Origin of the sequence: Roseomonas sp. CCTCC AB2023176, assembly GCF_042259275.1 — a bacterium.
GTDB lineage: Bacteria > Pseudomonadota > Alphaproteobacteria > Acetobacterales > Acetobacteraceae > Roseomonas.
This window is the reverse complement of sequence record NZ_CP170086.1, coordinates 4,066,101-4,090,520: the sequence shown is the minus strand read 5'-3', so window position 1 is coordinate 4,090,520 and position 24,420 is coordinate 4,066,101. Positions and strand designations below refer to the sequence as shown.

Sequence of the window (24,420 nt, the reverse complement as noted above, 5' to 3'; positions counted from 1 at the left end):
GACGCTGCGCCGTCCGCGCACCGGCGGTGGCGGATCCTCGCGCACCGGCTGTCCGGCCACCGCGGCCCGAACGCGGAAGAACGAACCGGGGGCGGGCGCCGACGACGACGCGACGCCTTGTCCTTGCCTGCCTGCTGTGGCTCGCCGGGATCGGTGCGGCCGTCGCGCAGGAGCGGCCTGGGGAGCGGGTCGCAACCTGGCGCGCGGCCTTCTCCGCGATCGCGGAGCGGCACCTCGAGGTCACGGACGCCGCCGACCTCGCCCTCTGGACCCTGAGGGGCCTCGAGGCGCTGGAGCCCGACCTGGGCGTGGAGCGGCGCGGGCCCGCGCTGCGCCTGCTGTTGCGAGGCGCTCCGCCGGTGGAGGTCGTGGCGGGGACGACGCCCATCGCGGCGGCCGACACGGTGGCGGCGCTCTACGCGGAGGCGGAGCGGCGATCTCCCGCGCTGCGGAACGCCGGCTACGCGGCGATGGCGCGCGCAGGCTTCGAGGAACTGTTCAACCACCTCGACCCCTACAGCCGATACGTCGCCGCGGGCGAGGCACGGGAAGCGCGGGAACGGCGCCTCGGCGCGGCGGACCTCGGCGTGACGCTGGCGCGTGGGCCGGGCAACGCCGCGGTGGTGGACGGCGTGGCGCCCGACAGCCCGGCCTTCCGCGCCGGCATCCGCACCGGCGACCGCCTGCTGGATGCGGACGGGATCGCCGTTTCGGGCGACAGGCTCGGCGAGGCGCTTTCGCTGCTCGAGGGAGTGCCCGGCAGCAGCGTCGTACTGGGCTTTCGCAGGGGGCGGCGCGCCTTCGAGGTCGTGCTGACCCGTGTCGCCGCGCCGCCCCTTTCCGTGACCAGCGAGATCCGCGACGGGATTCTGTGGGTGCGAATCCCGACCTTCGCCGGCGCGACGCCGAACCAGCTGGAGGCGGTCCTGCGGCGGGACGGGCCGAACGCACCGCTGGGCGTCGTCGTGGACCTGCGCGGCAATCGCGGCGGGCTGCTGCAGCAGGCGATCCAGGCCGCCGATGCCTTCCTCACGCCGGGAATCGTCGTGATCACGGAGGGACGGCACCCCGACTCGCGTCGCCGGATCGCGTCACGCGGCGGGGACCTCGCGATCGGGAAGCCGGTTGTGGTGCTGGTCGACGGGCGCACGGCCTCGGCGGCGGAGGTGATGGCGGCGGCGCTGGCCGATCGCGGGCGGGCGGTGGTCGTGGGCAGCGCGACGCTCGGGAAAGGGCTGATCCAGATCCTCGTGCCGCTGCCGAACGGGGCGGAACTGGCGCTGTCCTGGTCGCGTATCCTGGCCCCGCGGGGGTGGCCGATCCAGGCCCTCGGGGTCATCCCCTCGGTCTGTACGAGCCTGGGCGCCGAGGCGACGGCCCGGGCGCTGGCGGCGCTGGCGCAGGATGAGAACGTGCTGGCGGTGGCCTTGCAGCGGTCCCGCGCGGCGCGGGCGCCGGTACCCGCGAGCGAGATCGCCGCACTGCGGAACGCCTGCCCGCCGGCAGAGGGGCGCGAAGCCGACGTACTGACCGCACGGGTCCTGTTGGAACAGCCGGAACTCTACCTCGCGGGGCTGGTCCCTTAAGGCGGCTCTGCGGAGTTTCCGCTTGACCTGACGGCGCTGGCCCCTAGGTTGCGCGGCTCATCCGCCCGGCCGCCGCCGGCGCCGCACCGGAAATTCCGTCATGGCCAAGTCCAACACCATCCAGATCCGCCTCGTCTCCTCCGCCGACACGGGCTACTTCTACGTGACGAAGAAGAACACGCGCTCGACCACGGGGAAGATGGAGAAGAAGAAGTACGACCCCGTCGCGCGCAAGCACGTCGTCTTCCGCGAAGCCAAGATCAAGTAATCCGCCGGGGGGCTCGGGCCCCCGCGTGTCGGGGCCGGGTGCGCAGTGCGCGCCCGGCCCTTTTTCTTGCCGGCCGTCCGGCACCGGCGACGCTTCGCCGCCGCGGCGCATGGCAGGTCATGCTACGGCACGGCCGCGATGCACCGCATCTGTCGCTGGCGCCGGCGTGCGCGCCTGGGTTGCCGCGCGGCCTCAGTCCGGCGCGCCACCCGGATCGCGGTCGGCGGCGGGTTCACCACCAGGGCGCGGACGGGGAATCGGGACGGGCGGGACCCAAGGTCGGTCGCCGCGGGTCGCGCGGTCCGAGAGGATCCGGACACCGTCGCGGCCGAGCCAGACGGCGTGCGCACCGTCCCGCCAGACGGAGAAGCGGTCCACCACGGGGGTGCCGGGGCAGCGGCCGCGGATCGGCTCGGCGGAAAGGAGGATGGCGCCTGCCCCGCAATGGGGTTCGGCGCGGATGGGCGGGGCGGGCTCGCGCCGGGATGCGCGGGCGCGGGGGCGCAGCAACAGCGCGATCGGGCCGTCGGGCGTGGGCTGCAGGCGGCAGGCCTCCCGCGTGCAGGTGGCCTCGGGTGGGCCGCCCTCCGGCGGCAAGGGGCTCGAGCCCTCCTCGCCCCAGGCGCGAAGCCAGGAGTCGCGGGTCCAGCGGCTGCCGCCTGAGGTGCGCTCGACGAGGACGCCGGCGGGCGTCGTGACGGCGATGAGCCGCGCGTCGGACGAGACGAGGAGCTGCGGCGGGTCGGCTGCCAGGCCGGACAGGAGGGCTGCGGCCATGACCGGCACGCCGAGCCAGCGCCAGCGCAGGCGCCACAGGCACAACCAGCACAGGCCGAGCGCGAAGATCCCCGCGCCCCAGGCGGGGATCGGCGGCGCGGTGAGGGCGGCCCCGGGCCAGGCGGCGACGGTGCGGCCCACAGCGATGACGGCCTCCGTGCCCCAGCCCATGACCGCCAGCGCGGGGCCGTCCCAGCCGACGGGCATCAGCAAAGGGCGAGCATGCCCGCCGGCATGACGATGAAGGAGGTCAGCGGCACGGCCACCGCGTTGGCGGCGACGCCGTAGATCTGGAGACGGCCGAAGTGGTGCAGGCCGAAGGGTGTCGTGGCCGCCGCGGCCACGATGGAGGTCACCGTCGTGCCGAGGATGAGGAGGGCAATGCGTCCGGCCCGGCCGCGCTCGCGCAGGGCCGCCGCTGGGATGCGCATCGCCTCGGCGGCGGCGATGAGGGCGAGGACGGCGGCGAAGGACATCTGGAAGGACGGGCCGAGGAGCGCGGCCGGCGCGGCGAGGAGGACGACCCCTGCGGCGAGGGCGAGCGCGCGGGGCGAGAGGACGCGTCGGCCGGTCAGCAGCGCGAGGGTTGCGAGCGCGGCCATGGCGAACGACCGGACCATCGGCACCTGCGTTCCTGTCAGGACCGTATAGGCGCCGCCGAGCAGGAGGCCGGCGACTGCGGCGGCGGGCTTCCCATCCATCCGGACGGCGATCCAGGGCACCGTGCCGAGAAGCCAGCGGGCAGTGAGATAGCCGAGGCCGATGACGATCGCCGCGTGCAGACCGGAGACGGAGAGGAGGTGCGCGAGGCCGGAATCGCGCATCGCCGTCATGGTTTCGGCGGGGATGCCGGACTGGGAGCCGGTGAGGAGCGCGGCGGAGATGGCGCCGGCAGCGCTGGGGATGGCTTCGCGCACCCGGGCTTCGATGGCGGCGCGCAGGCCGGCGAAGAGCGGCGTCTCGTCGGCGGGCGTGACGCTGGCGGCGCCGAGGGCGAAGCCGGAGCCGGCGAGGCCGGAGAAGTACGCGGCGCGCTGGAAGTCCCAGGCGCCGGGGTAGGAGGGCGCGGACGGCGCGCGGATCAGCGCGCGGATCGAGAGGGTATCGCCGGGGGCGGGTCGCGCCGGGTCGTCGGCGCGGAGGCGTATGCGGATGTCGCGGGACAGCGGCGCGGCGTCGGGCCAGCGCGCGCCTTCCAGGGTGATGCGGCGGCCTTCCGGGAGGAGTTCGACGTTCGAGACGGTGCCGGTGACGACGACCGCGGTGCGCGGCAGGTCGGGGACGGGCGGGGCGAGGCGGGCGTGGGCCATACCCGTGACGAACCCGACCGCGGCCGCGGCGAGCATGAGGGCAAGGACGGCCGCCGGACGGGCGAGACGCCAGAGGGGGAGCGTCGCGAGGATCGGGGCGAGCGGGAGGGCGAACCAGGCGTCGCCCGGTTCCCAGCGCAGCGCGAAGTAGGTGACGACGCCGGCGCCGAGCGCGACCGGAAGCCAGAGGGGCCAACGGTCCCATTCGGCCGCCGTCCAGTCGGCCAGCCGTTCCGCGAGGGGCGGCGCGGCTGCCGGGGCATGCAGCGGGGCGGTGGTCACGGACATGTGAGCGCGCAGAGTAGCGCGCCCGGGCGGGATTGCGACCCCGGGTTGCGGGGCGGGCCCGGACCGGGGTCGGTGGAAACCCGTCCTGCGGTCGCGGCATAGGGCCACGCCCCGTGCACCGACGACAGGCCGCGACGGACGGGGTAAGGGCGGCGGCATGACGGTCCGCACGCGCTTCGCCCCCTCCCCCACCGGCTACCTGCACATCGGCGGGGCGCGGACGGCGCTCTACAACTTCCTCTACGCTCGGCACCATGGCGGGCAGTACCTGCTGCGGATCGAGGACACGGATAAGGCGCGCTCCACGCCGGAGGCGGTGGCGCAGATCCTCGAAAGCCTGGAATGGCTGGGGCTTTCGCCCGACGAGCCGCCGGTGATGCAGTCGGCGCGGGAGGCGCGTCACGCGGAGGTCGCACGGGAGCTTCTCGCGAAGAGCGCGGCCTATCTGGCCTACGACACGCCGGAGGAACTTGCGGCGATGCGCGCGGAGGCCGAGGCGGCGAAGCGACCATTCAAGTATGACGGGTCCCGCTGGATCGGAATGGAGGCGTCGGAGGCTCCGTCGGTCGCGCCGGTGATCCGGATCAAGGCGCCGCGCGCCGGGGAAACGGTCGTACGCGACGTGGTTCAGGGCGAGGTCCGCGTGTCCAGCGCGGAGCTGGACGACATGATCATCCTGCGCTCCGACGGCACGCCGACCTACCTCCATGCGGTGGTCGTCGATGACCACGACATGCGGATCAGCCACGTCATCCGCGGCGACGACCACCTGACCAACACCTTTCGCCAATGCATGGTCTACGACGCCATGGGCTGGGCGCGGCCGGACTTCGCCCATATCCCGCTGATCCACGGGGCGGACGGGGCGAAGCTGTCGAAGCGTCACGGCGCCGTCGGGGCCCTGGAGTTCCGGGATCAGGGTTTCCTGCCCGAGGCCGTCTGCAACTACCTGCTGCGCCTGGGCTGGGGACATGGGGACGAGGAGTTCGTGCCTCGGGAACGGGCGATCGAGTTGTTCGACCTTTCGGATGTGGGGCGCGCGGCGTCGCGCATGGATTACGCGAAACTCTCCCACCTCAACGGTCAGTACATTCGGGCGGCTGATCCGGTGGTGCTTGCCGTCGATCTCGTCGAACGGCTGCGGGCCGGCGGAATCACGGTCGATGCAGACGCGGCGGCTCGGATCGCGGGACTGATCCCCGACCTTCAGCCGCGCGCGCGGACGCTTGAGGAGATGGCGGAGGGGGCGCGCTTCGCCGTGGTGAACCGGCCCTTGTCCTTGGACCCGAAGGCGGCGGCGGTGCTCACGCCGGACAATCGGGCCATGCTCGCACGCCTGGCCGAGGTGCTGGCGGGTGCGAGCTGGGAGCGAGCGTCGATGGATGAGGCACTGCGGCGCTTCGCCGAGGCTGAGGGGCTGAAACTCGGCGCCGTGGCGCAGCCGCTGCGGGCCGCCCTGACCGGCAGCACGCAGTCGCCGCCGATCGACGCCGTCCTCATCGCGTTGGGGCGCGAGGAAGCGCTGGCGCGCATCGGCGACGCGCGACGGGCGTGACCGATACGCCCGGCCGGAGCGACCGGCCTGCAATCCGGTCCCCGTAGGACCTCGGCGAACCCGGGACGGCGCGAAGGGCGCGCCTTGGACGGGCTGACCGGAGGTTCCAGGGCCATGAGTGCCATCACGCTGATCAGGTTTTCGGTGGGCGCGGGCGGGGTGAACGACCCTGCCGACGTCCGGGCGATCAAGTCCCTTCTCAACCGCATCGCGCCGGAGCGCGGCGGGCCGGCGCAGAAGCTGGTGGAGACGCCCGCGGCGGATGCGTCGCTGACGGACGCGATCATCCGCTTCCAGGCCGCGCAGTTCGGCTGGGCCGACGGCCGCGTGGAGCCGGACAAGGCCACGATGGCCGCCCTGAACCGGCCGGGGTTGGACATCGCGATCCCCTGGGTGCTGCCGAATGCAGAACAGCGTGCGCGGTCGGTCTCCTACGCCGCGATGCTCACGTCCTTCTCCGGCACGGTGCGGGTGCGGCTGCCCGGCGGCACTTGGGAAACGGCGCGCGCCGGCATGACGCTGCCGCGGAACGCCAATGTCCAGACCGACGACGACGGACGGGCCAGCATCGTCTTCGTGGGCGACGGGACCTGAGTGGATCTCGCGCCGCGGTCGCTGATGGTGATCTACGGGGAGAAGAGGGTCGTCAGCGATCCCGGCTCCGTCGCGATGAATCCAGACGAGGTGCGGCGCGGGCTGCAGGCGCTGCGCGGCGACGGGACGGGGCTGCGTCGCGAATAGCGGCAGGTGACATAACCGTCATGTGACGCGGGCTTCCCGCTCCGCCCACCCTGCCCGACAACTCCGGCGCGGGGGTGGGAAGGTCCTGATGGGTCGGTACGTGTTCAAGGCGCTGGAGGTGGTCATGGTGGCCCTCCTCGCCGGCATGGTGGTGATGGTCTTCGGCAATGTCGTGATGCGCTACGTCTTCAACGACGGCATCACGGTGTCCGAGGAGCTGTCACGCTACTTCTTCGTCTGGCTAACCTTCATCGGCGCGGTCGTCGTCATGCGTGAAGGCGCGCATATGGGCGTGGATGCGCTGGTGCGCCGCATGGGCCGGGGCGGCCGGATTGTACTCATAATCCTGTCGGACGCGCTGATCCTGCTGTGCTGCGGCGTGTTCTTCTGGGGCACCTGGGCGCAGGCCGAGGTCAATCTGACGAACACCGCGCCGGTGACGGGCCTGAACATGATGTGGGTCTATGGCGTCGGGTTCTTCACGGCGGCGGGGATGGCGGCGCTGGTGATCCCGCGCTTCATTCGCGCCATCACCGGGCGGATCAGCGACGAGGAGCTGGCGATCTTCGCCGGCGAGGGCGACTCCGCCGTGAAGGAGCGGCTGGAGTGACCGTCCTCGTCTTCCTCTTCTCGCTCTGCGGAGCGATGGCGCTGGGGATGCCGGTGGCCTTCGCGCTGCTGGTCTGCGGCCTCGCGCTGATGCTGTGGCTCGGGCAGGTGGACGCGCAAATTCTCGCGCAGAACCTCGTCATCGGGGCCGACAACTTCCAGTTGCTGGCCATTCCCTTCTTCCTGCTGGCCGGCGAGCTGATGAACGCCGGCGGACTGTCGAAGCGCATCGTGAACTTCGCCCTGGCCTGGGTGGGGCACCTGCATGGCGGGCTGGGCTACGTCGCGATCATCGCCGCTGTGATCATGGCGTCGCTGTCCGGGTCGGCCGCGGCAGATACGGCGGCGCTGGCGGCGATCCTGATCCCGATGATGCGGCAAGCCGGCTATCCGGTCGGTCGGTCGGCGGGGCTGATCTGCTCGGGCGGGATCATCGCGCCGGTGATCCCGCCGTCGATCGGGTTCATTGTCTTCGGCGTGGCGGCGAACGTGTCGATCACGCGGCTTTTCGTCGCGGGCGTCTTCCCTGGTATCCTGATGGGCGTGACGCTCGCGATCACGTGGTGGTTCGTGGCGCGGCGGGACAAAGTCGCGACCTTCCCGAAGCTGCCGTTCCGGGCGCGGTTCCAATCCATCCTCGACGGGTTCTGGGCGCTTCTGATGCCCGTCTTCATCCTCGGCGGCATCCGGTTCGGGGTGGTGACGCCGACGGAGGCGGCGGTGGTCGCGGCGGTCTATGCACTGATCATCGGCATGTTCGTGTACCGGGAACTCAAGCCCCGGGAACTCTACGACGTGCTGCTGATCTCGGCGAAGAGCACGGCCTCCATCATGTTCCTCGTCGCGGCGGCGCTGGTCTCGGCCTGGCTGATCACGGGGGCCAACATCCCGGGGGAGATATCCGGCGTGCTGCAGCCGTTGATCGAGCGGCCGAAGCTGCTGATGGCCGCGATGATGGTACTGGTGATCATCGTCGGTACGGCGCTGGACTTCGCGCCGACGGTGCTGATCCTAACACCGATCCTGATGCCGCTGGTGCGGCAGGCCGGCATTGATCCGGTCTATTTCGGCGTGCTCTTCATCATCAACAACGCGATCGGCCTGCTGACGCCGCCGGTCGGCATCGTGCTGAACGTCGTCTCGGGGGTCGCTCGGGTGCCGATGTGGGAGGTGATGAAGGGGGTCTGGCCCTTTTTCGTTACCCTGACCGCGCTCCTGTTCCTCATGGTGGTCTTTCCCGAGATCGTGACCGTCCCGGCCCGGTTCATCCTCGGGCGGTGAGCCCGGCAACACGCGGGTGCGCTGACCCCTTCCGAAAGGACCGGGGCACGGCTAGCGTCCCGGCTAAATCCGACCCTTGGGAGGGACTTTCATGCGACGCATCCTGCTCGGCGCCTGCGCGGCGCTCGGCCTCCTCGCCCTCGGCGGCACGGCGGAGGCGCAGCAGCGGAACATCCGTGTTTCCAATGGCGTCAACCAGGACCATCCGGTCGGGAACGGCGTGGCGAAGATGGCGGAATGCGCGGCGCAGCGGTCCAATGGGCGGCTGCGGGTGCAGGGTTTCTGGGGCGGGGCGCTCGGCGGGGACCTGCAGGCCACGCAGGCGCTGCGGTCCGGCACGCAGGAAATGGTGGTCACCTCGACCTCGCCGCTTGTCGGCATACTGCCTGCTCTCGGGGTCTTCGACCTGCCGTTCCTGGTCGCGGACGAGAAGGAGGCGGATGCACTGCTCGATGGCCGCGTCGGCGAGGACATCAGCAGGCGGCTGGAAGGCGTGGGGCTGGTGAACCTGGCCTATTGGGAGAACGGGTTCCGGAACGCGACCAATTCCCGCCGCCCCATCCAGCGCTGGGAGGATTTCAACGGCGTCCGCATGCGCGTGATGCAGAACAACATCTTCCTGGACACGTTCCGGAACATGGGCGCGAACGCCGTACCGATGGCCTTCGGGGAGGTCTATTCGGCGCTGGAGACGCGGGCGATCGACGGGCAGGAGAACCCCTACGTCACGATCGATACCTCGAAGATGTCGGAGGTGCAGCGGTATCTGTCCGTGACGCGACACGCCTACACGCCGTTCCTCGTGCTGTATTCGAAGAGGCTCTGGGACCAGTTGTCGGCGGAGGACCAGGCAACGCTCCGCACCTGCGCCATCGAGGGGCGGGATGAGCAACGCCGCGTGTCCCGCGCAAGTGAGGCGCAGAGTCTCGCGAACATCCGCCGCGCGGGCATGCAGGTGAACGAGATCGCTCCGGCCGAGTTGGAGCGGATGCGGCAGCAGGCGCAGACGGTGTACCAGCGCCACGCGCAGACGATCGGGCAGGACGTGATCGAGATGGTGCAGGCGGAACTTCGCCGCATCCGCGGGCAGTGAGCGAGGGTCGAGACGCTGCGTGAAGATCACGGCGATCGAGACGCTGCGTCTCGGCGAGTTTCCCAACCTGTGCTGGGTCCTCATCCGGACGGATGAGGGGATCACGGGTCTGGGCGAAACCTTCATGGGTGCCGCGGCCGTGGAGGCCTACGTCCACGAGACCGCGGCTCCGAAGCTGCTGGGCACCGATCCCCGCGCGATCGAGCGGCACGCGCGCGTTCTCGACTCCTACTACCTGGGATGGCGTGGGGCGGGGGTGGAGGTGCGTGGGAACTCGGCGCTCGACATCGCGCTGTGGGACATCTTCGCACGGTCGGTGAACCTGCCGCTAGCGGACGCGATGGGCGGTCGGTCGCGGGACCGGGTGCGCGTGTACAACACCTGCGCGGGCTACAAGTACGTGCGCGACGCGCGGGCGCAGGCCGTCGCGAATTGGCATGTGGGGGAGACGGACGGGCCCTACGAGGACCTCGACGGCTTCCTGCACCAGGCCGACGATCTTGCGCATTCCCTGCTGGAGCACGGGATCACGGCGATGAAGATCTGGCCCTTCGACATCGCGGCGGAGCGCACGCTGGGCCGGGACATCTCGCCCGCCGAGCTGCGTGCGGCGCTGGAGCCGTTCGAGAAGATCCGGAACGCGGTGGGCGACCGGATGGACATCATGGTGGAGTTCCACTCGCTCTGGGACCTGCCGATGGCGCGACGGCTCGCGCGGGAGCTGGCGCCGTTCAAGACCTATTGGCACGAAGACCCGTTCCGGTTGGATGCGCCGGCGGACCTGGCCCACTACGCGGAGGTCTGCGAGACCCGAATCTGCGCGAGCGAGACGCTGAACGGCGTCACGGCCTTTCGCGACGCGCTCGCGACGGGGCACCTGGGCGTCGCCATGCTCGACCTGTCCTGGTGCGGCGGAGTGACGGAGGCCAAGCGGATCGCGGCGCTGGCGGATGCCTGGAAGGTGCCGGTCGCGCCGCATGACTGCACCGGGCCGGTGGTCTGGACGGCTTCGTGCCACTTCGCGCTGCACGCCCGGAACACGCTGATCCAGGAGAGCGTGCGGGCCTTCTACAAGGGCTGGTACCGCGAACTGGTGACGGAACTGCCGCAGGTCGTGGACGGGACCGTCGGCGTGCCGGAGGGGCCGGGCCTCGGACTGACGCTGCTGCCGGGGTTGGAGGAACGCGCCGACTCGATCCGCCGCGTGAGCACGCTGGAATAATCAGTCGCGCGCGACGATGCGGCATTCCTCCGCCGTCACGGCAGCCAGGCGGATGAGGCGGCGGATGGCGACGGCGCCCGTCGCGGCGTCCCCGATGACGAGCTTCGCCCAGGGGTGGGTGGCCAGGGTACTCGTCGCGAGGTCCACGGCGACCTCCGTCGTAGCGACGGCGGCGGCATCGAAGGCGGCGCGGCGCAGGAGCTTCATCGTCGCGAGGAAGCCGGGGCGCAGGCCGTGCAGTACCGCGACCTGACGCACCAGGCGCACTGCGCGCCAACCAACGAAGAGAGCATCCCAGGCCGGCGAGGGCGCCACGAGGGTGGCCGCCCCGGCCTGGACGCCGGCGCGCCAGCCCAGGGTGCGGGATTCGGCCGCGAGGGTCGCGAGGGGCCCGCTCTCCAGCAGGGCGCGGAGCGAAGCGACATCCGGCGCGTTCCGCATGGCGGCGAGGTGGGGCGCGGCGGCGGGGACGTCGGACGCCCAGGCGAGGGTAAGGGATCTGGCGGCAGCGACGTCGCCGCGGGTGAAGGCGGCGCGGGCTGCGTCCACGGCGTTGAGCGCGATCAGCCCCTTCGCCTCCCGCCACAGGCCCCAGCCGACGAGGCCGTAGCCCGCCGCGGCGACGGCGAGGGTCAGCCAGCCCAGGGCGGCGTGGCGAGCGAAGGCGTCGGCGACGAAGATCCCGCTCTCCACCGTCGAGAGGCCGAGGACCAAGACGCCGATCCCGGCGGCAAGGAAGGACAGTGTCGAAGGGCCGGTGCGCGGCTCGCGTGCCGGGGCGAGGACGGCGGGCGGGCGGGCCTCGACGCGGTCGGTGCCTGCCTCGTCCTCCAGGATGATGCGCGGGCCGCGGGTGGTCGTATCGCTCACAGGGCGTCTCCGATGGCGGCGGACAGCAGGCTGTCCAGGCCGATATGGGGAACGCCCCCGGCCCCTGCCCGGTCGAGTTCGGGCGGGCGGAAGACGGGCATGCGGAAGTAGTCCGCGATCCAGAAGGATTCGGGCGGGCGGCGCGACGGGACGACGCCTGGATCCACCGTTGCCCACCGGCCGCTCTCCAGAAGCACGCCGCGGACCGCGGGGAGGATCGGGCACCCTCGCGCGCGGTGGCTTCCCCGGTGCAGCGGATGGCGGCGACGGCGTGGACCGCGACGGCGGCCCCGGCAATCTCCGCGCGGCGGCGCGGGGCGTCCACCAGGTCGGCGAGGAGGGACGCCAGGTTGTCGCGGGAGACCTCCGGCACGTGGTCGGCCTTCGTCGCGGCAAAGGCGACCCGCCCGATGCCCGCGCCGGTCAGCAGGTCCAGCCAGCCCCGGCCGTAGCGGAGGGACGCGGCGATGGCGGAGAGTGCTTCGGCGGTGTCCTCGAAGGCCTCACGGCCCGCGTGGAGGGCGCCGAGGACGTCCACGAGGACGACCTGCCGATCGAACCGGCGGAAGACCGGCTCGACGAAGCGGTCCACCATGTCGCGGCGATAAGCGTCGAAGCGCCGGGCCATGAGGCCGCCGAGGGGGCTGGCGCGGCACGCCGCGGGCAGCGGACAGAACCAGAGGAGCGGAGCGTCGCCGGACGGCCCGGGGTTCAGGAAGCGACCGGGCTGGAGGAAGCGGAAGCCGAGGTCGTCCCGCATCCTGAGCAGCGCGGTGCGGTAGAGGCCGTGGGCGCGGCGGGCCAGCGATCCTCGGCCGGGGCGCCGGGCGGGAGGGCGCGGGCGAAGTCCAGGAACTCCGCAGCGACCTCCGCTCGGGTCCCGCGGCACAGGCGCGCCAGGGTTTCCTCGGACCACTCGTGGAATTCCTGGCCGAGGAGGGGAAGGTCCAGCAGCCATTCGCCCGGGTAGTCGAGGAGGTCCAGCGTCACCGTGCGTTCGGGCAGGACGCCCCAGATGCCGCTGCGGGACAGGCTCAGGGTCAGGGAGAGGGTGGAAAGATCCTCCGTCCGCTCCGGCCAGCGCGGGGGATGGGCGGCGAGAGAAGCGAGGTGGGATTCCGCGTCGAAGCGAGGCGTGGCCTCGACGCCCGGCGGAACGGCGCGGGCGCGGCGGAGGCGGCCGGCGGTGGCCTCGAGCGCCGGCAGGGTCGGGCGGGCCGCACCGGCGGCGATCAGGTTGGCGACGAGGGAGGTGAGGAAGACCGTCTTGCCCGCCCGCGACAGGCCCGTGACGGCGAGGCGCAGCCGTTCCTGGCCGACGAGAGCCAGAGCCGCCTCGCCGGCGCCGCGCGTGGCGTCGCCGAGGAGGCGGATCGGGTCGGGCAGGCCCAGCGCCATCTGCGCCGGACGCGTCGGTCAGCGCTGGATGAGTTCGATCTTGTAGCCGTCGGGGTCCTCGACGAAGGCGATGATCGTCGTGCCGTGCTTCACGGGCCCGGCCTCGCGGGTGACCTTGCCGCCCGCCTGCTTGATGCGCTTGCAAGCCGCGGCGACGTCGGGGACGCCGACGGCGAGATGGCCGAAGGCGTTGCCCTGCTCATACTTCTCAACGCCATAGTTGTAGGTCAGCTCGATCTCGGCCTCGCCGGTCGCGTTTCCGCCGTAGCCGAGGAAGGCGAGGGTGTACTTGCCGTCCGGCACGTCGCGGCGGCGCAGCTCCTTCATGCCGAACATCGTCGTGTAGAAGTTCACGGCGCGGTCGAGGTCGCCCACGCGGATCATGGTGTGGAGGAATCGGCCCTGCGTCTGCGCTTCGCTCATGCGGCGGCTCCTGGGTTGCGGCCGGGGATGTGGTCCTCCGGCCGGATCGAGAGAAGGAAGAGGCCGGCTTCGTCGGCCTGGCGCACCATGTCGTGCGGGTCCACCAGGAGCGCACCCCCCGCCTCGAAGGCGATGCCGCGGAGGCCGGCGGCGACGGCGCCGGCGACGGTGCGGGGTCCCAGGGTGGGGAGGTCCAGTTCTCGGTCCTGGCCGGGCTTGACGAGCTTCACGAGCACGCCGCCCGGACCTTCGCGCCGAACCTGGCCTGCGCGAGCGAGGAGCGCGTCTGTGCCCTCGATCGCCTCGACGCCGAGGACGAGGCCCTGCTGGATCACCGCTCCCTGCCCCACGTCCAGCATGCCAAGCGAGCGAACGACCTCAACGCCGCGGGCAATGTCGGACAGGGCAAGCGCGTCCGGCGCGGCCTTCGTGTAGAGCCCGGGGCCGACCTGGGCTTCGGACAGGAACCGCTTGGGGCCCATCGGGTTGAAGCCTTCCTCCTTGAGGAGGTTTCGGATGGCGGAAAGCAGGCTGTCATCGCCGCCGAAGGCCTTCATGCCGATGCGGGCGATCAGTGCCGCACCCCCGGCATCCGGGCGCAGCATGAGGAGGGATGGGCGCTTCACGTCGCCCGCGAGGACGAGGTCCTTCGCGCCGGTCCGCTTCAGCCAATCCAGTCCCTGCCCCGCCGCGCCGAGGCGGATCGTCAGAGACGGCGTACCCTGCCAGTCCCGCGCGTTGGCGAAGCCGTCCAGCAGCAGCGCGAAGACCGGCCGGCCCATGGCGCGGGCGGCAGCCGCGACCTGCACGGGCACGGCGCCGCCGCCGACGATGATGGCGAGCGGGTCGGGCATGGGCGGATCAGGCGGCCTCTGCCTCGGCCGCCTCGGCAACGCCCCGGCCAGCGCGCATGAGGCCGCGCTTGCTCGGTGTCCGGATGAAGGCGAGGACTTCCTCGACCTCCTTGAACCCGGCCTGGGATGAGGCGACGTCGGCCATCCGCCCCTCGAACTGCCCGCGGCCGAGGAAGAGACCACGATAGGTCGCGCGCAGCGCGTTGATGGCGTCACGACCGAAGCCGCGGCGCTTCAGGCCGATGAGGTTCAGGCCGATCAGCCGTGCGCGATTGCCCATGCAGGACCCGAAGGGGATCACGTCGCGCTCCACGCCGCTCATCCCGCCGATGACGGCCTGGCGCCCGATGCGGACGGACTGGTGGATCGCGGTGCCGCCGCCGACGAAGACCGTGTCACCGATATGCACGTGCCCGCCGAGCATGACGTTGTTGGCGAGGATCACCCGATCATCCAGCACGCAGTCGTGGCCGACATGGGCGACGCACATGATGAGGCAGTCGGCGCCGATCCGCGTCAGGCCGTCGCCGGAAACCGAGCCGCGGTGGACCGTCGCGTGTTCCCGCACGATGGTGCGGGCACCGATTTCCACGCGCGTGGGTTCACCCTTGTATTTCAGGTCCTGTGGCGGAAGGCCGACAGAGGCGAAGGGGAGGATCTGCACGCCTTCGGCCAGGCTCGTCACGCCGTCGAGCACGGCATGGGCGCCGACCTGCACGCCGTCCGCGAGGATGACGTGCTCGCCGACCGTCGCGTAGGGACCGATCACGGCGGAGGAAGCGATCGTCGCGCCGGGGGCGACGATGGCCGTCGGATGGATCTGTGCCACGTCTAGCTGTCCAGGATCATGGCCGCGTAGGTCGCCTCGGCAACGACGATGCCGTCCACCTTCGCCGCTCCGCTGAACTTCCAGATGTTGCCGCGTTGCCGTTCCTTGCGGACGTGAACGTGCATCTGGTCGCCGGGCACGACGGGCTTGCGGAACTTCGCGTTGTCGATGGTCATGAAGTAGACGAGCTTGCCGCGGGCATCGGGGCCGAGGGTCTCGACAACGAGGACGCCCGCCGTCTGCGCCATGCTCTCGATGATCATGACGCCGGGCATAACGGGGTGGCGCGGAAAGTGGCCCTGAAAGACGCCTTCGTTGATCGAGACGTTCTTGATACCGGTGCAGGACTCGTTCGGGATCAGGTCCACCACCCGGTCCACCAGCAGGAATGGGTAGCGGTGCGGCAGCGCTTCCATGATCCGCATGATGTCGAGGGTCGAGCGCGTCTCCCCCGCCGGCTTCGCCGCGCCGCTGTCGTCCGGCGTCATCCCGCCTCTCCCGTCCGGGACGCAGGTTTCCCCTGCGCCAGCTTCCTGAGTACCGCGAAGGCGCGCAGTGTCTCTCTCACGGGCCAGGCGGGGCTGCCGACCACGTCGGTCCCTGCGGGCACGTCGTTCATCACGCCGGCCTGCGCGCCGATCCGTGCCCGGTCGCCGATCGCCACGTGCCCCGTCAATCCTGCCTGGGCCGCCACCACGACGTAGTCGCCGAGAGTGGTCGAGCCGGCGATGCCGGCCTGCGCGACGATGACGCAGCCCCGCCCAGTCTGCACGTTGTGTCCGAGCATGACGAGGTTATCCAGGCGCGTGCCCGGACCGAGCACCGTGTCGTTGACCGAACCGCGGTCCACGCAGGCATTGGCCCCGATCTCCACGCCGTCGCCGAGGCGCACGATGCCGAGCTGCGGCACCGTCACGTGTTCCCCGCGCGCGGTCGTGGCGAAGCCGAAGCCCTCGCTCCCGATGCGGGCGCCCGGATTCAGGGTAACGCGGTCGCCAGCAATCGTGTGACTGACCGTGACGTGGGAGAGGATCCGGCATTCCGCACCGAAGACGCAACTGCGCCCGACATGGGCGTGGGCCGCGACGATGCAGCGCGGCCCGAGGCGTGCGCCGGATTCGACGACAGCATACGGACCGATCTCGCAGCCCTCGCCGATCTCGGCATCGTCGGCGACGACGGCGGTCGGGTGGCGAAGGCCGCTGGAACGCATGGGCGGATGCAGCAGCGCGGTCAGGCGCGCGAAGGCCAGCACGGGCTCGCCCGAGACGAGGGCGATGGCCCCCGCGGGAACCTCTGACGCGAACTCCCGGGCGACCACCACGGCGCCTGCCCGGGTCTCACGCAGCGCTCCCAACCAGCGCCGGCCGTCGAGGAAGGAGACCTCGCGCGGCCCGGCCGAGCCGAGCGGCGCGACCCCGTCGAAGTCGCGGTCCTCCAGACCCGCCGGGGGCGCGATCCCCGCCGCCCTGACGAGCTCCGAGAGCGGCAGCGGCCCGGCGGAGGGGTGGAAGCGCGGGTCCGCAGCCACGCGTCAGCGGCGCGGCTGCGGCTGCGCCGGCTGGGGCTGCTGGGCCGCCGGCGGTGCCGCGGCACCCGGAGCGCCGCCGGCGCCAGCGGCCGGCACGGGACCGTCGGCCGGGAGGTTCACGCTGCGGAGCACGCGGTTGAGCTGAGCGCTCACCTCGTCCGTCAAATCGAACGGAGGCTCGTTGAAGATGACAAGGGGACGCGGCAACACCAGGTTGACGTTGCGGCTGGCCGCGACCTGGCGGATCACGATCGCCAGGCCCTGCTCGATTTCGCCAAGGGCCTGCTGCGCCGCCTGTTCGATGCCGCGGGAGCGGTCGCGGAAGACGCGCTGGCTGTCCGTGATGCGGTCCTGCAGCTCGCGTTCGCGCTGGCGTACCTGCTCGGCAGGGAGGTTGGCGCGCTGGGTCGCGAGGTTCTGCTGTTCCTCGCGCCAGCGGGTCTGCTCGCGCTGCAGGTCATCGTTAAGGCGCTGGCGGCGCCGCTCGATCTCCTCCCGCACGGAGTTGAAGGCCGTGGAGTTCCGCTGGATCTCCGGCACGTCCACGATGCCGATGACGGCAGCCGGCGGGGGCTGACCCGGCGGCAGGGGCGCCGGGTTCGGTCCCTGCGGGCGCTGCTGTGCCTGCTGCGGCGGGCGCTGCTGCTGCGCCGGCGGCTGCGGCGGCCGTTGTTGCTGCGGCTGCCCCTGCGGTGGCCTTGCCTGCCCACCGCCCGGCGGGACGAAGAAACCAGGATCCTGCGCGAGCGCGGTGGCGGGCAGGAGCAGGGCGGCGAGGGCCGCGGCGGCGCGGAACGGCGCGGGGCGCGCGAGCGTCATGGGAACTCCGATATCTCTCTCAGAACCGCGTGCCGAAGCCGAAGCGGAAGAACTGGGTGCGGTCATACTTCTCCTTCACCACGGCCTGGGCGAAGTCGAGGTTGATCAGCCCGAAGGGACTGCGCCAGGAGATGCCGAGGCCCGTGCCGACGCGGGGGCTGCCTTCGTCGCCGACGACCGTCACCGCGGGAAGGCTGCCCCGCGCCGGCGCGGAACTCGACGATCCGGAGAGGCTGCCGACGTCCACGAAGGCGCGTCCCGTGATGCCGAGCTCCTGCGGCAGTCCGAGCGGGAAGCGGAATTCCGTCGTCTGCGTCCAGATCGTGCGGCCGCCGAGGGCATCGCCGGTGTCCCGGTCGCGCGGCCCGACGCCGGCGACGCGGAAGCCCCGCAGGTTCTCGCCGCCGAGGAAGAAGCGGTCCACGATCCGCTCATCGCGGCTGCCGAATGGCTCGAGTCGTCCGACCGAGGCGCTGATCGCCAGGACGTAATCCGGATCGCCGAGCAGTCGCTCGAAGGGAATGAAGTAGGCCCCGTCCAGGCGCGCGCGGACGTAGTTCACGTCGCCGCCGAGGCCGGCGACGTCCGTCCCGAGGCGGATGAAGTAGCCGTCGCGCGGATCGAGGCGGGAGTCGCGGCGGTCGTAGATGATGGTCTGGCCGACCTGCGACAGCAGCGTCGTCCCCGCCTGTTCCTGGATGTAGCGCGACGCGTCGGTATTCACGTCGAAGATGTTGCGGTTGGCGAGGGTGTAGGACACGGACTGGCGCAGGTATTCGTTGTATTCCCAGCCCGCGCGGACGGCGAAGCCGTAGCGACGTTCCTGGTAGCCCGAGTAGTCCCGGAGATTTCGCGTGACGTAGAAGACGTCACCGCCGAGGGCCAGGTTGCGGTCGAGGAAGGACGGGTCCGTGACGGACAGGTCGAGCTGGCTCCGACGTTGCGCGAGCACGCCGTTCACGCGCGCATCCAGGCCGGTGCCGACGAGGTTGCGTTCGCGCAGGCCGAGGTCGAGCAGTGCCCCCGCGTCGGTGGAGAAGCCGCCGCCGATCGAGACCTCACCCGTCGCGCGTTCCGCGACGTTGGCATTCACGACGACGCGGTCGGGCGCCGAGCCGGGGGTTGTGGATACCGTGACGTCGCTGAAGTACCCGAGGTCGCGGACGCGTTGGCGGGAACGCCGCAGCTGCGCGGCGTTGAAGGCGTCGCCCTCCGCCAAGCGGAACTCACGGCGGATCACTCGGTCCTGCGTCCGCACGTTGCCGGTGATGTCGATCCGCTCGACGAAGGCGCGCTGGCCTTCCTTCACCTCGAAGACGATCTCGGCGGTGCCGTCGCCCTCATTCCGGTTGATGCGGGGCGTGACGTCCACGAAGGGCGCGCCGAGCTGATTGGCCCGATCGGCGATCGCCTGGGTCGAGCGCTCCACGGCATCGCCGTCATAGGTGTCGCCGCGCGACAGCGCGGCTTCCCCGCGAAGCTGGTCGGCCGTGATGTTGCGCAGCGCCGAGGTCACCTCGACGCGGGAGACGCGGTACCGGCGGCCCTCATTGATGGTGTAGGTGATGAAGAAGCCGGACCGGTCCGGCGCCAGCTCCGCCGTCGCGCCGGTCACCTCGACGTCGGCGTAGCCCTGGCGGAGGTAGAAGCGGCGCAGCAGCTCGCGGTCGAAGTTCAGGCGCTCCGGCTCGTAGGTGTCGACGGTGCTGAAGGGGCGGTAGAACGCGGCCTCCCGCGTCGCCACGATCTCCTTGAGGCGGCTGTCGGAAAAATTGCGGTTGCCGACGAAGTTGAGGCGACTGACGAGGGCGATCGGGCCCTCGTTGATCTCATAGACCACGTCCACGCGGTTCTGGTCGAGCTGGATGATCTTCGGCTCGACGGTCGCGGCAAGGCGGCCGCGGCGGGCGTAGACCTCGAGGATCCGTTGACGGTCCGCCTGGGCGAGGCCCGGGGTGAAGACGGAACGCGCGCGAACCTGCACCTCGTTCCGCAGCGCGTCGTCGTTGATCTTGCTGTTGCCCTCGAAGGCGACGCGACTGACGATCGGGTTCTCGTCGACGCGGACGAGGATGCGCTCCCCCTGGCGCGTGACCTGCACGTCGCGGAACAGCCCTGTCGCGAAGAGCGTGCGAAGTGAGCGGTCGAGCCGGTCTTCCTCGAAGGCGTCGCCGGGCTGCAGCAGCATGTAGGAGCGGATGGTGTCCGCCTCGATGCGCTGGTTGCCCTGGACGTCGATGCCCTGGACGGTGCCCGCGGCGAAGCGCGGTGCGGAAGCCGGCGTCGCGGCGGGGGTGCGGCGCCGCTGCTGCTGGGCGTCGGCGGTGGTGGCCGTTACCACCGGCACGAGGCAGGTGGCAGCAAGCAGAAGGGCGCGTGTAACGTGCAAGGCTCTGTCCTGTGCCGGCGTCCGGTTGGGCGGGGCGCAACCTAACCGCAACGCCCCGGCGCCGCCACCCCTGGCCGGTGCCGGTCGGACGAGGTGAACGTTAGCCGAACAGACCGCCGACCCAGCGGGCCAGGGCGGGGCCGCCGACGTCGTTCCAGGTGGCGAAGACGAATAGCGCCATCAGCAGCGCGAAGCCCGCGCGGAAGCCGTATTCGAGCGCCCGCTGCGGCAGCGGCCGGCCCCGGATCGCCTCGGCCGCGTAGAAGACGAGGTGGCCGCCGTCGAGCACGGGGATGGGAAAGAGGTTGATGAGCGCGAGGTTCACCGAGAGGATCGCGGTGAAGGAAACGAGCGCCGCCAGGCCGAGGCTCGCCGCCTGCCCCGCGAGCTGCGCGATCTTGACGGGACCTCCGATGTCCTCCGTGCCGCGCTGGCCGGTGATCATCTGCCCGATGCCGGCGAGCGTCTGCCAGGTTACGTCGGCGGTGTAGGTGATCCCGGCGCCGACGGCGGTGAGCGGGTCCGTCCGTTCGAAGGCCTGGGCGCCACCGCCGATGCCGAGGCGGCCGGCGGGGGCGACGATCCCGGTGCAGTATCCGGCGTGACGGTCAGGGTGACCTCGCGGCCGTCGCGGAGGAGGCGAACCTCGACGGGTTGGCCGGGGCGCGGGCGGATATGGGCCTGGATCTGCTCGAAGCGGCGGATCGCTTCGCCGTCGAGGGCCAGGATGCGGTCACCCACCTGAAGCCCTGCGCGGTCTGCCGGGCCGCCGGACGCCACGACGCCCACCGTCGTCGTCCCCACGGGCTGGCCGATGGCGACGAAGAGACCGGCGAAGAGGACGGCGGCGAGCAGGAAGTTTGCGACGGGGCCGGCGGCGACGACGATGGCGCGATCACGAACCGGCTTTTCGTGGAAGGTCTCGCCATCCCGCCAGGATGCCCGCTCCTCGTCCGTGACGTCGCCCGGGTTCTCCATCCCGTGCAGCTTCACGTAGCCGCCGAGGGGGATCCAGGCGACCTGCCAGACCGTGCCGCGCCGGTCCACCCAGGACGCCAGCGCCCGGCCGAAGCCGATGGAGAACTTGTCCACGTGGATGCCGCGCCAGCGGGCCGCGAGGTAGTGGCCCATCTCATGGATGAAGACGAGCACGCCGAGCACGACGATGAAGGCCAGGACCGTCCGGACGCCGCCGAGGCCCATCTGGGCGAGGTTTTCGAACAACTCGGTCGGCTCCTTCAGGCGGCCAGGCGGTCGGCGACGGCTTCCGCCCGGACCCGGGCCCCGGCGTCGAGCGCGAGGATGTCGTCCAGGTCGTTCGCGGGCGGCGCGCCGAGGGCCTCCAGCGTCTCCTCGACCACGCGGGCGATGTCGAGGAAGCCGAGGCGCCGGGCCAGGAAGCGCGCCACCGCCACCTCGTTCGCCGCATTGAGGATGGTGGGGGCCCCCGCCCCCGCGGACAAGGCCGCACGGCAGAGGCGCAGCGCGGGGAAGCGGGTCTCGTCCGGCGCCGAGAAATCGAGGCGCGACAGGGCGGCCAGATCCAGCCGGGGAACCGCGGCGTGCATGCGGTTCGGCCAGGCCAGCGCGTACGCGATCGGCGTGCGCATATCGGGGGAGCCGAGTTGGGCGAGGAGCGAGCCGTCAGCGTATTGCACGAGGCCGTGGACGGCGGATTGGGGGTGGACCAGCACCTCGATCCGCTCATGCGGGACGGGGAAGAGGCGGGCGGCCTCGATCACCTCAAGGCCCTTGTTGAAGAGTGTGGCGCTGTCCACGCTGATCTTGGCACCCATGCTCCAGACCGGGTGCTTCACGGCCTGCTCCGGCGTCGCGGCGCGCATTTCCTCGATGGTCGCGTTGCGGAAGGGTCCGCCGGAGGCGGTGAGGATGATCCGTTCGACCATGGCGGGGTCGCGGGTGTCGAGGGCCTGGAAGATCGCGTTGTGCTCGGAATCGGTCGGCAGGACGGTGGCGCCTGACGCCGCCGCGGTGCGCAGCACGAGCTCTCCGGCGCAGACCAGCGGCTCCTTGTTCGCCAGCGCCAGGGTCGCGCCCAGCGAGAGCGCATCGAGGATTGGGCGGAGGCCGGCGAAGCCGACGATCGCGGCCATGGTCCAGTCGGTCGGGCGCATCGCGGCTTCCCGCACCGCGCCGGGGCCGGCAGCCGTCGCGATGTTCGTCCCGGACAGGGCATCGCGCAGGGCCGGCAGTCCGGCGGGATCGGCAAGGACGGCGATGGCCGGGCGGAGCCGGCGCGCCATGTCGGCCAGCGCGGCGGCGTCCCGGCCGGCGACCAGCGCCTCCACGGTGAACGCGCCCTCGGGCGCGGCCTCGAGCAGGGTGGCGGTGCTGCGGCCGATCGAGCCGGTCGCACCGAGGATGGTCACGCGTCGCGTCATGTCAGCGCCAGAGCGGCTCCCCCACGCCCAGCAGCAGGGCAAGGATCATGGCGGCCGGCGCGGCGGCTAGGAGCCCATCCAGCCGATCCAGCAGCCCCCCGTGGCCGGGGATGAGGTTGGAGGTGTCCTTGACCTTGAAATGCCGCTTGATCCCGGACTCCAGAAGATCGCCCGCCTGGGTCGCGACGGCGAGGACGGCCGCGACGGCCGCCGCGCGGATGCCGCTTCCCGGCGCCAACATCGGCGCGACGAAGGCTGCCATCAGCATCGCGAGCAGCAGGCCGCCGATTGCGCCCGACCATGTCTTGGCCGGGGACACCGCGGGCCAGAGCAGCGGTCCCCCGAAGGCTCGCCCGGCAGCGTAGGCCCCGATATCGCTGGCCCAGACGACGAGGAGGAGTAACAGGACGTTCGCGCGCCCGGCGGCGCCGTCATGCCGCAGCTCGATCATGCAGAGGAACGCGACGCCGATGTAGAGCGTGCCCAGGGCGAGGCGCAGCGCCGGCTGCCCCGGGCGGCTGCGGTCCCGCATCCGCTCGGACCAGGCCCATGTCAGGAGGAAGCCGCCGAGGATCGCGACCCAGGACGCGACGGCGTATTCGGCGGTCGCCAGGGCGCCGGCGAGGAAGACGACGATGGGGACGCCCAGCCCCGGCAGTCGCGCGGCGCGGGCGCCGCAGAGATGGACCCACTCCCAGGTCAGGATTGCCGCGGCGATCGCGAGGAGGAAGGTATAGGCGTCGGCGCCGAGCCAGACGGCCAGCAGCGCCGCCGGCCCGAGGACCGCCGCTGACAGCGCGCGCTTGCGCAGGTCCCGCCAGCGGGTCGTGGAATCAGCCGACACGGGCCCCGTAGCGCCGCTCTCGGCGGCCGAACTCGGCGACGGCGGCGGCGAGGTGCTCCGCCGTAAAATCCGGCCAAAGCACGTCCTGGAAGACCAGTTCGGCGTAGGCGCATTGCCAGAGGAGGAAGTTGGAGATCCGCTGCTCGCCGGAGGTGCGGATCAGCAGGTCGGGGTCGGGGATGCCGGCCGTCTGCATGTGCCGGGCGACGGTGGTCTCATCGATTGCGTCGGGGGACAGGGTGCCTTCCGCGACGCGCCGCGCGATGGCGCGCGCGGCCTCGGCGATCTCCGCGCGGCCGCCGTAGGACAGGGCCACGTTGACGTTGATCCGCGTGTTCCCGGCCGTCAGATCCTCCGCGCGCAGGATCTCGGCCGCCGTCTCCGCGCCGAAGGCATGACGATCGCCGATGATGCGGAGGCGTGCGCCACGCTCGACGAGCGTCTGGACCTCGTGACGGAGATAGTGGCGCAGCAGGCCGGTCAGGTCACGAACCTCATCGGGCGGGCGCCGCCAGTTCTCGCTGGAAAAGGCGAAGAGGGTGAGCCAGGGGATGCCCAGCTCGCCCGCTGCCTCGACCGTCCGCTTCACCGCCTCGGCGCCGGCCTTGTGGCCGAGGGCGCGCGGAAGGCCACGGGCCGCTGCCCAGCGCCCGTTGCCGTCCATGATGATGGCGAGGTGGAGGGGGATCGGCGGGCCGTCGGCGGTGACGGCGGCCTGCTGGGCGGCGCTCATTGGGAGAGGGCCTAGACGGCCTTTATGTCCTTTTCTTTGTCGGCCAGCGCCGAATCGACCTTCTTTACGTAGTCATCGGTCAATTTTTGGATATCGTCGGAATGACGTTTCGCGTCGTCCTTCGACAGGCCGGACTTGCTCTCCCAGTTCTTCACGGTTTCCATCGCGTCGCGACGGACGCCGCGGACCGCGACCTTCGCGGCCTCGGAGTAGCGGGCGGCCTGCTTGGCCAGGTCGTTGCGTCGCTCCTGCGTCAGCGGCGGCAGGGGCACGCGGATGACCTGGCCCTCGGCCTGCGGGTTCAGGCCGAGATTGGCGTCGCGGATCGCGACCTCCACGGCCTTCACGACCGACTTGTCCCAGACCTGGACCGAGAGCAGCCCGGGCCCGGCGACGGAGATATTGGCCACCTGGGCGAGCGGCTGGTTCGTGCCGTAGGCCTCGACGCGGATGGGTTCCAGCAGGGCGGGGCTCGCGCGGCCCGTGCGAAGGCCGGAAAACTCCTTCCGCAGAGTCTCGAGCGCGCCGTCCATGCGACGGGTGATGTCCTTGCGAAGCTCGGGGTAGTCCGGCGGGGCGGCCATCGTCGGGGGTCCTC

The 24,420-nt window shown here is 71.4% G+C and carries 24 protein-coding genes and 2 pseudogenes; 9 read left to right on the top strand and 17 right to left on the bottom strand.

The genetic code is table 11. The features are described from left to right. Positions 1 to 26: 26 nt before the first annotated feature. Together ACE7GA_RS20475 and rpmG are read left to right on the top strand one after the other, a co-directional pair. Complete coding sequence (locus tag ACE7GA_RS20475; RefSeq protein ID WP_376090774.1) at positions 27 to 1,586, top strand: S41 family peptidase; 1,560 nt, start codon at positions 27 to 29, stop codon at positions 1,584 to 1,586. A 100-nt stretch (positions 1,587 to 1,686) separates the two neighbouring features. Next, the gene (gene rpmG, locus ACE7GA_RS20470; protein ID WP_376090771.1) at positions 1,687 to 1,854 is read left to right on the top strand and encodes a 50S ribosomal protein L33; all 168 of its coding nucleotides are present in this window, start codon (positions 1,687 to 1,689) and stop codon (positions 1,852 to 1,854) included. A 192-nt stretch (positions 1,855 to 2,046) separates the two neighbouring features. Here the strand turns inward: rpmG and ACE7GA_RS20465 are convergent, their stop codons facing one another. Then, positions 2,047 to 2,844 (bottom strand): hypothetical protein, encoded by a 798-nt coding sequence (locus ACE7GA_RS20465; protein ID WP_376090768.1) that lies wholly within the window; start codon positions 2,842 to 2,844, stop codon positions 2,047 to 2,049. Then, positions 2,838 to 4,229: a ComEC/Rec2 family competence protein gene (locus ACE7GA_RS20460; RefSeq protein ID WP_376090765.1), complete on the bottom strand. Its 1,392-nt coding sequence runs from the start codon at positions 4,227 to 4,229 to the stop codon at positions 2,838 to 2,840. The genes ACE7GA_RS20465 and ACE7GA_RS20460 overlap by 7 nt, the downstream gene beginning before the upstream one ends. Before the next feature lie 157 nt (positions 4,230 to 4,386). Here ACE7GA_RS20460 and gltX point away from each other — a divergent pair, with 157 nt between their 5' ends. From gltX to ACE7GA_RS20425, 7 genes are all read left to right on the top strand, one after another. Then, a complete protein-coding gene (gene gltX / locus ACE7GA_RS20455) occupies positions 4,387 to 5,784 on the top strand; it encodes a glutamate--tRNA ligase (protein ID WP_376090762.1) in 1,398 nt (465 codons plus the stop codon). Between the two features lie 114 nt (positions 5,785 to 5,898). After that, positions 5,899 to 6,378, top strand: a complete 480-nt coding sequence (locus tag ACE7GA_RS20450) for a hypothetical protein (protein ID WP_376090759.1) — start codon at positions 5,899 to 5,901, stop codon at positions 6,376 to 6,378. Then, positions 6,379 to 6,525, top strand: coding sequence for a hypothetical protein (locus tag ACE7GA_RS20445; protein WP_376090756.1), 147 nt, complete (start codon positions 6,379 to 6,381; stop codon positions 6,523 to 6,525). An 88-nt stretch (positions 6,526 to 6,613) separates the two neighbouring features. After that, positions 6,614 to 7,135, top strand: coding sequence for a TRAP transporter small permease (locus ACE7GA_RS20440; protein ID WP_376090753.1), 522 nt, complete (start codon positions 6,614 to 6,616; stop codon positions 7,133 to 7,135). Then, a complete protein-coding gene (locus ACE7GA_RS20435; protein ID WP_376090750.1) occupies positions 7,132 to 8,415 on the top strand; it encodes a TRAP transporter large permease subunit in 1,284 nt (427 codons plus the stop codon). The genes ACE7GA_RS20440 and ACE7GA_RS20435 overlap by 4 nt, the downstream gene beginning before the upstream one ends. A gap of 91 nt (positions 8,416 to 8,506) precedes the next feature. Further along, complete coding sequence (locus ACE7GA_RS20430; protein WP_376090747.1) at positions 8,507 to 9,508, top strand: TRAP transporter substrate-binding protein; 1,002 nt, start codon at positions 8,507 to 8,509, stop codon at positions 9,506 to 9,508. A gap of 19 nt (positions 9,509 to 9,527) precedes the next feature. Further along, positions 9,528 to 10,730, top strand: coding sequence for a mandelate racemase/muconate lactonizing enzyme family protein (locus tag ACE7GA_RS20425; protein WP_376090744.1), 1,203 nt, complete (start codon positions 9,528 to 9,530; stop codon positions 10,728 to 10,730). On the opposite strand, the gene ACE7GA_RS20420 is transcribed toward ACE7GA_RS20425, so the two are convergent. The 15 genes and pseudogenes from ACE7GA_RS20420 to frr form a co-directional block, all read right to left on the bottom strand. Continuing rightward, entirely contained in the window at positions 10,731 to 11,600 is an 870-nt protein-coding gene (locus ACE7GA_RS20420) for a DUF697 domain-containing protein (RefSeq protein WP_376090741.1), read from the bottom strand. After that, positions 11,597 to 11,767, bottom strand: coding sequence for a YcjX family protein (locus tag ACE7GA_RS20415; protein WP_376090738.1), 171 nt, complete (start codon positions 11,765 to 11,767; stop codon positions 11,597 to 11,599). The genes ACE7GA_RS20420 and ACE7GA_RS20415 overlap by 4 nt, the downstream gene beginning before the upstream one ends. A gap of 110 nt (positions 11,768 to 11,877) precedes the next feature. Beyond that, positions 11,878 to 12,998, bottom strand: a pseudogene (locus ACE7GA_RS20410) (YcjX family protein); the annotation flags it as partial. 18 nt (positions 12,999 to 13,016) lie between these two features. Then, entirely contained in the window at positions 13,017 to 13,421 is a 405-nt protein-coding gene (gloA, locus tag ACE7GA_RS20405; RefSeq protein WP_376090735.1) for a lactoylglutathione lyase, read from the bottom strand. Then, the gene (locus ACE7GA_RS20400; RefSeq protein ID WP_376090732.1) at positions 13,418 to 14,275 is read right to left on the bottom strand and encodes an LpxI family protein; all 858 of its coding nucleotides are present in this window, start codon (positions 14,273 to 14,275) and stop codon (positions 13,418 to 13,420) included. Before ACE7GA_RS20400 ends, gloA begins: the two co-directional genes overlap by 4 nt. A gap of 7 nt (positions 14,276 to 14,282) precedes the next feature. After that, positions 14,283 to 15,104, bottom strand: a complete 822-nt coding sequence (gene lpxA / locus ACE7GA_RS20395; protein ID WP_376090729.1) for an acyl-ACP--UDP-N-acetylglucosamine O-acyltransferase — start codon at positions 15,102 to 15,104, stop codon at positions 14,283 to 14,285. Between the two features lie 2 nt (positions 15,105 to 15,106). Beyond that, on the bottom strand, positions 15,107 to 15,592 hold the full coding sequence (gene fabZ / locus ACE7GA_RS20390; RefSeq protein ID WP_376090726.1) for a 3-hydroxyacyl-ACP dehydratase FabZ: 486 nt from the start codon (positions 15,590 to 15,592) through the stop codon (positions 15,107 to 15,109). Continuing rightward, on the bottom strand, positions 15,589 to 16,635 hold the full coding sequence (gene lpxD / locus ACE7GA_RS20385; protein WP_376090723.1) for a UDP-3-O-(3-hydroxymyristoyl)glucosamine N-acyltransferase: 1,047 nt from the start codon (positions 16,633 to 16,635) through the stop codon (positions 15,589 to 15,591). Before lpxD ends, fabZ begins: the two co-directional genes overlap by 4 nt. 3 nt (positions 16,636 to 16,638) lie before the next feature. Continuing rightward, the gene (locus tag ACE7GA_RS20380; protein WP_376090720.1) at positions 16,639 to 17,454 is read right to left on the bottom strand and encodes an OmpH family outer membrane protein; all 816 of its coding nucleotides are present in this window, start codon (positions 17,452 to 17,454) and stop codon (positions 16,639 to 16,641) included. Between the two features lie 19 nt (positions 17,455 to 17,473). After that, positions 17,474 to 19,795 (bottom strand): outer membrane protein assembly factor BamA, encoded by a 2,322-nt coding sequence (bamA, locus tag ACE7GA_RS20375; protein ID WP_376090717.1) that lies wholly within the window; start codon positions 19,793 to 19,795, stop codon positions 17,474 to 17,476. Between the two features lie 148 nt (positions 19,796 to 19,943). After that, a pseudogene (rseP, locus tag ACE7GA_RS20370) lies at positions 19,944 to 21,046 on the bottom strand (RIP metalloprotease RseP). A 35-nt stretch (positions 21,047 to 21,081) separates the two neighbouring features. Beyond that, positions 21,082 to 22,233: a 1-deoxy-D-xylulose-5-phosphate reductoisomerase gene (dxr, locus tag ACE7GA_RS20365; RefSeq protein WP_376090714.1), complete on the bottom strand. Its 1,152-nt coding sequence runs from the start codon at positions 22,231 to 22,233 to the stop codon at positions 21,082 to 21,084. Positions 22,234 to 22,246: 13 nt separating this feature from the next. Then, a complete protein-coding gene (locus ACE7GA_RS20360; protein WP_376090711.1) occupies positions 22,247 to 23,089 on the bottom strand; it encodes a phosphatidate cytidylyltransferase in 843 nt (280 codons plus the stop codon). Further along, complete coding sequence (gene uppS, locus ACE7GA_RS20355; RefSeq protein ID WP_376090708.1) at positions 23,079 to 23,822, bottom strand: polyprenyl diphosphate synthase; 744 nt, start codon at positions 23,820 to 23,822, stop codon at positions 23,079 to 23,081. The genes ACE7GA_RS20360 and uppS overlap by 11 nt, the downstream gene beginning before the upstream one ends. 11 nt (positions 23,823 to 23,833) lie before the next feature. After that, positions 23,834 to 24,406, bottom strand: coding sequence for a ribosome recycling factor (frr, locus tag ACE7GA_RS20350; RefSeq protein ID WP_376090705.1), 573 nt, complete (start codon positions 24,404 to 24,406; stop codon positions 23,834 to 23,836). Positions 24,407 to 24,420: the final 14 nt, after the last annotated feature.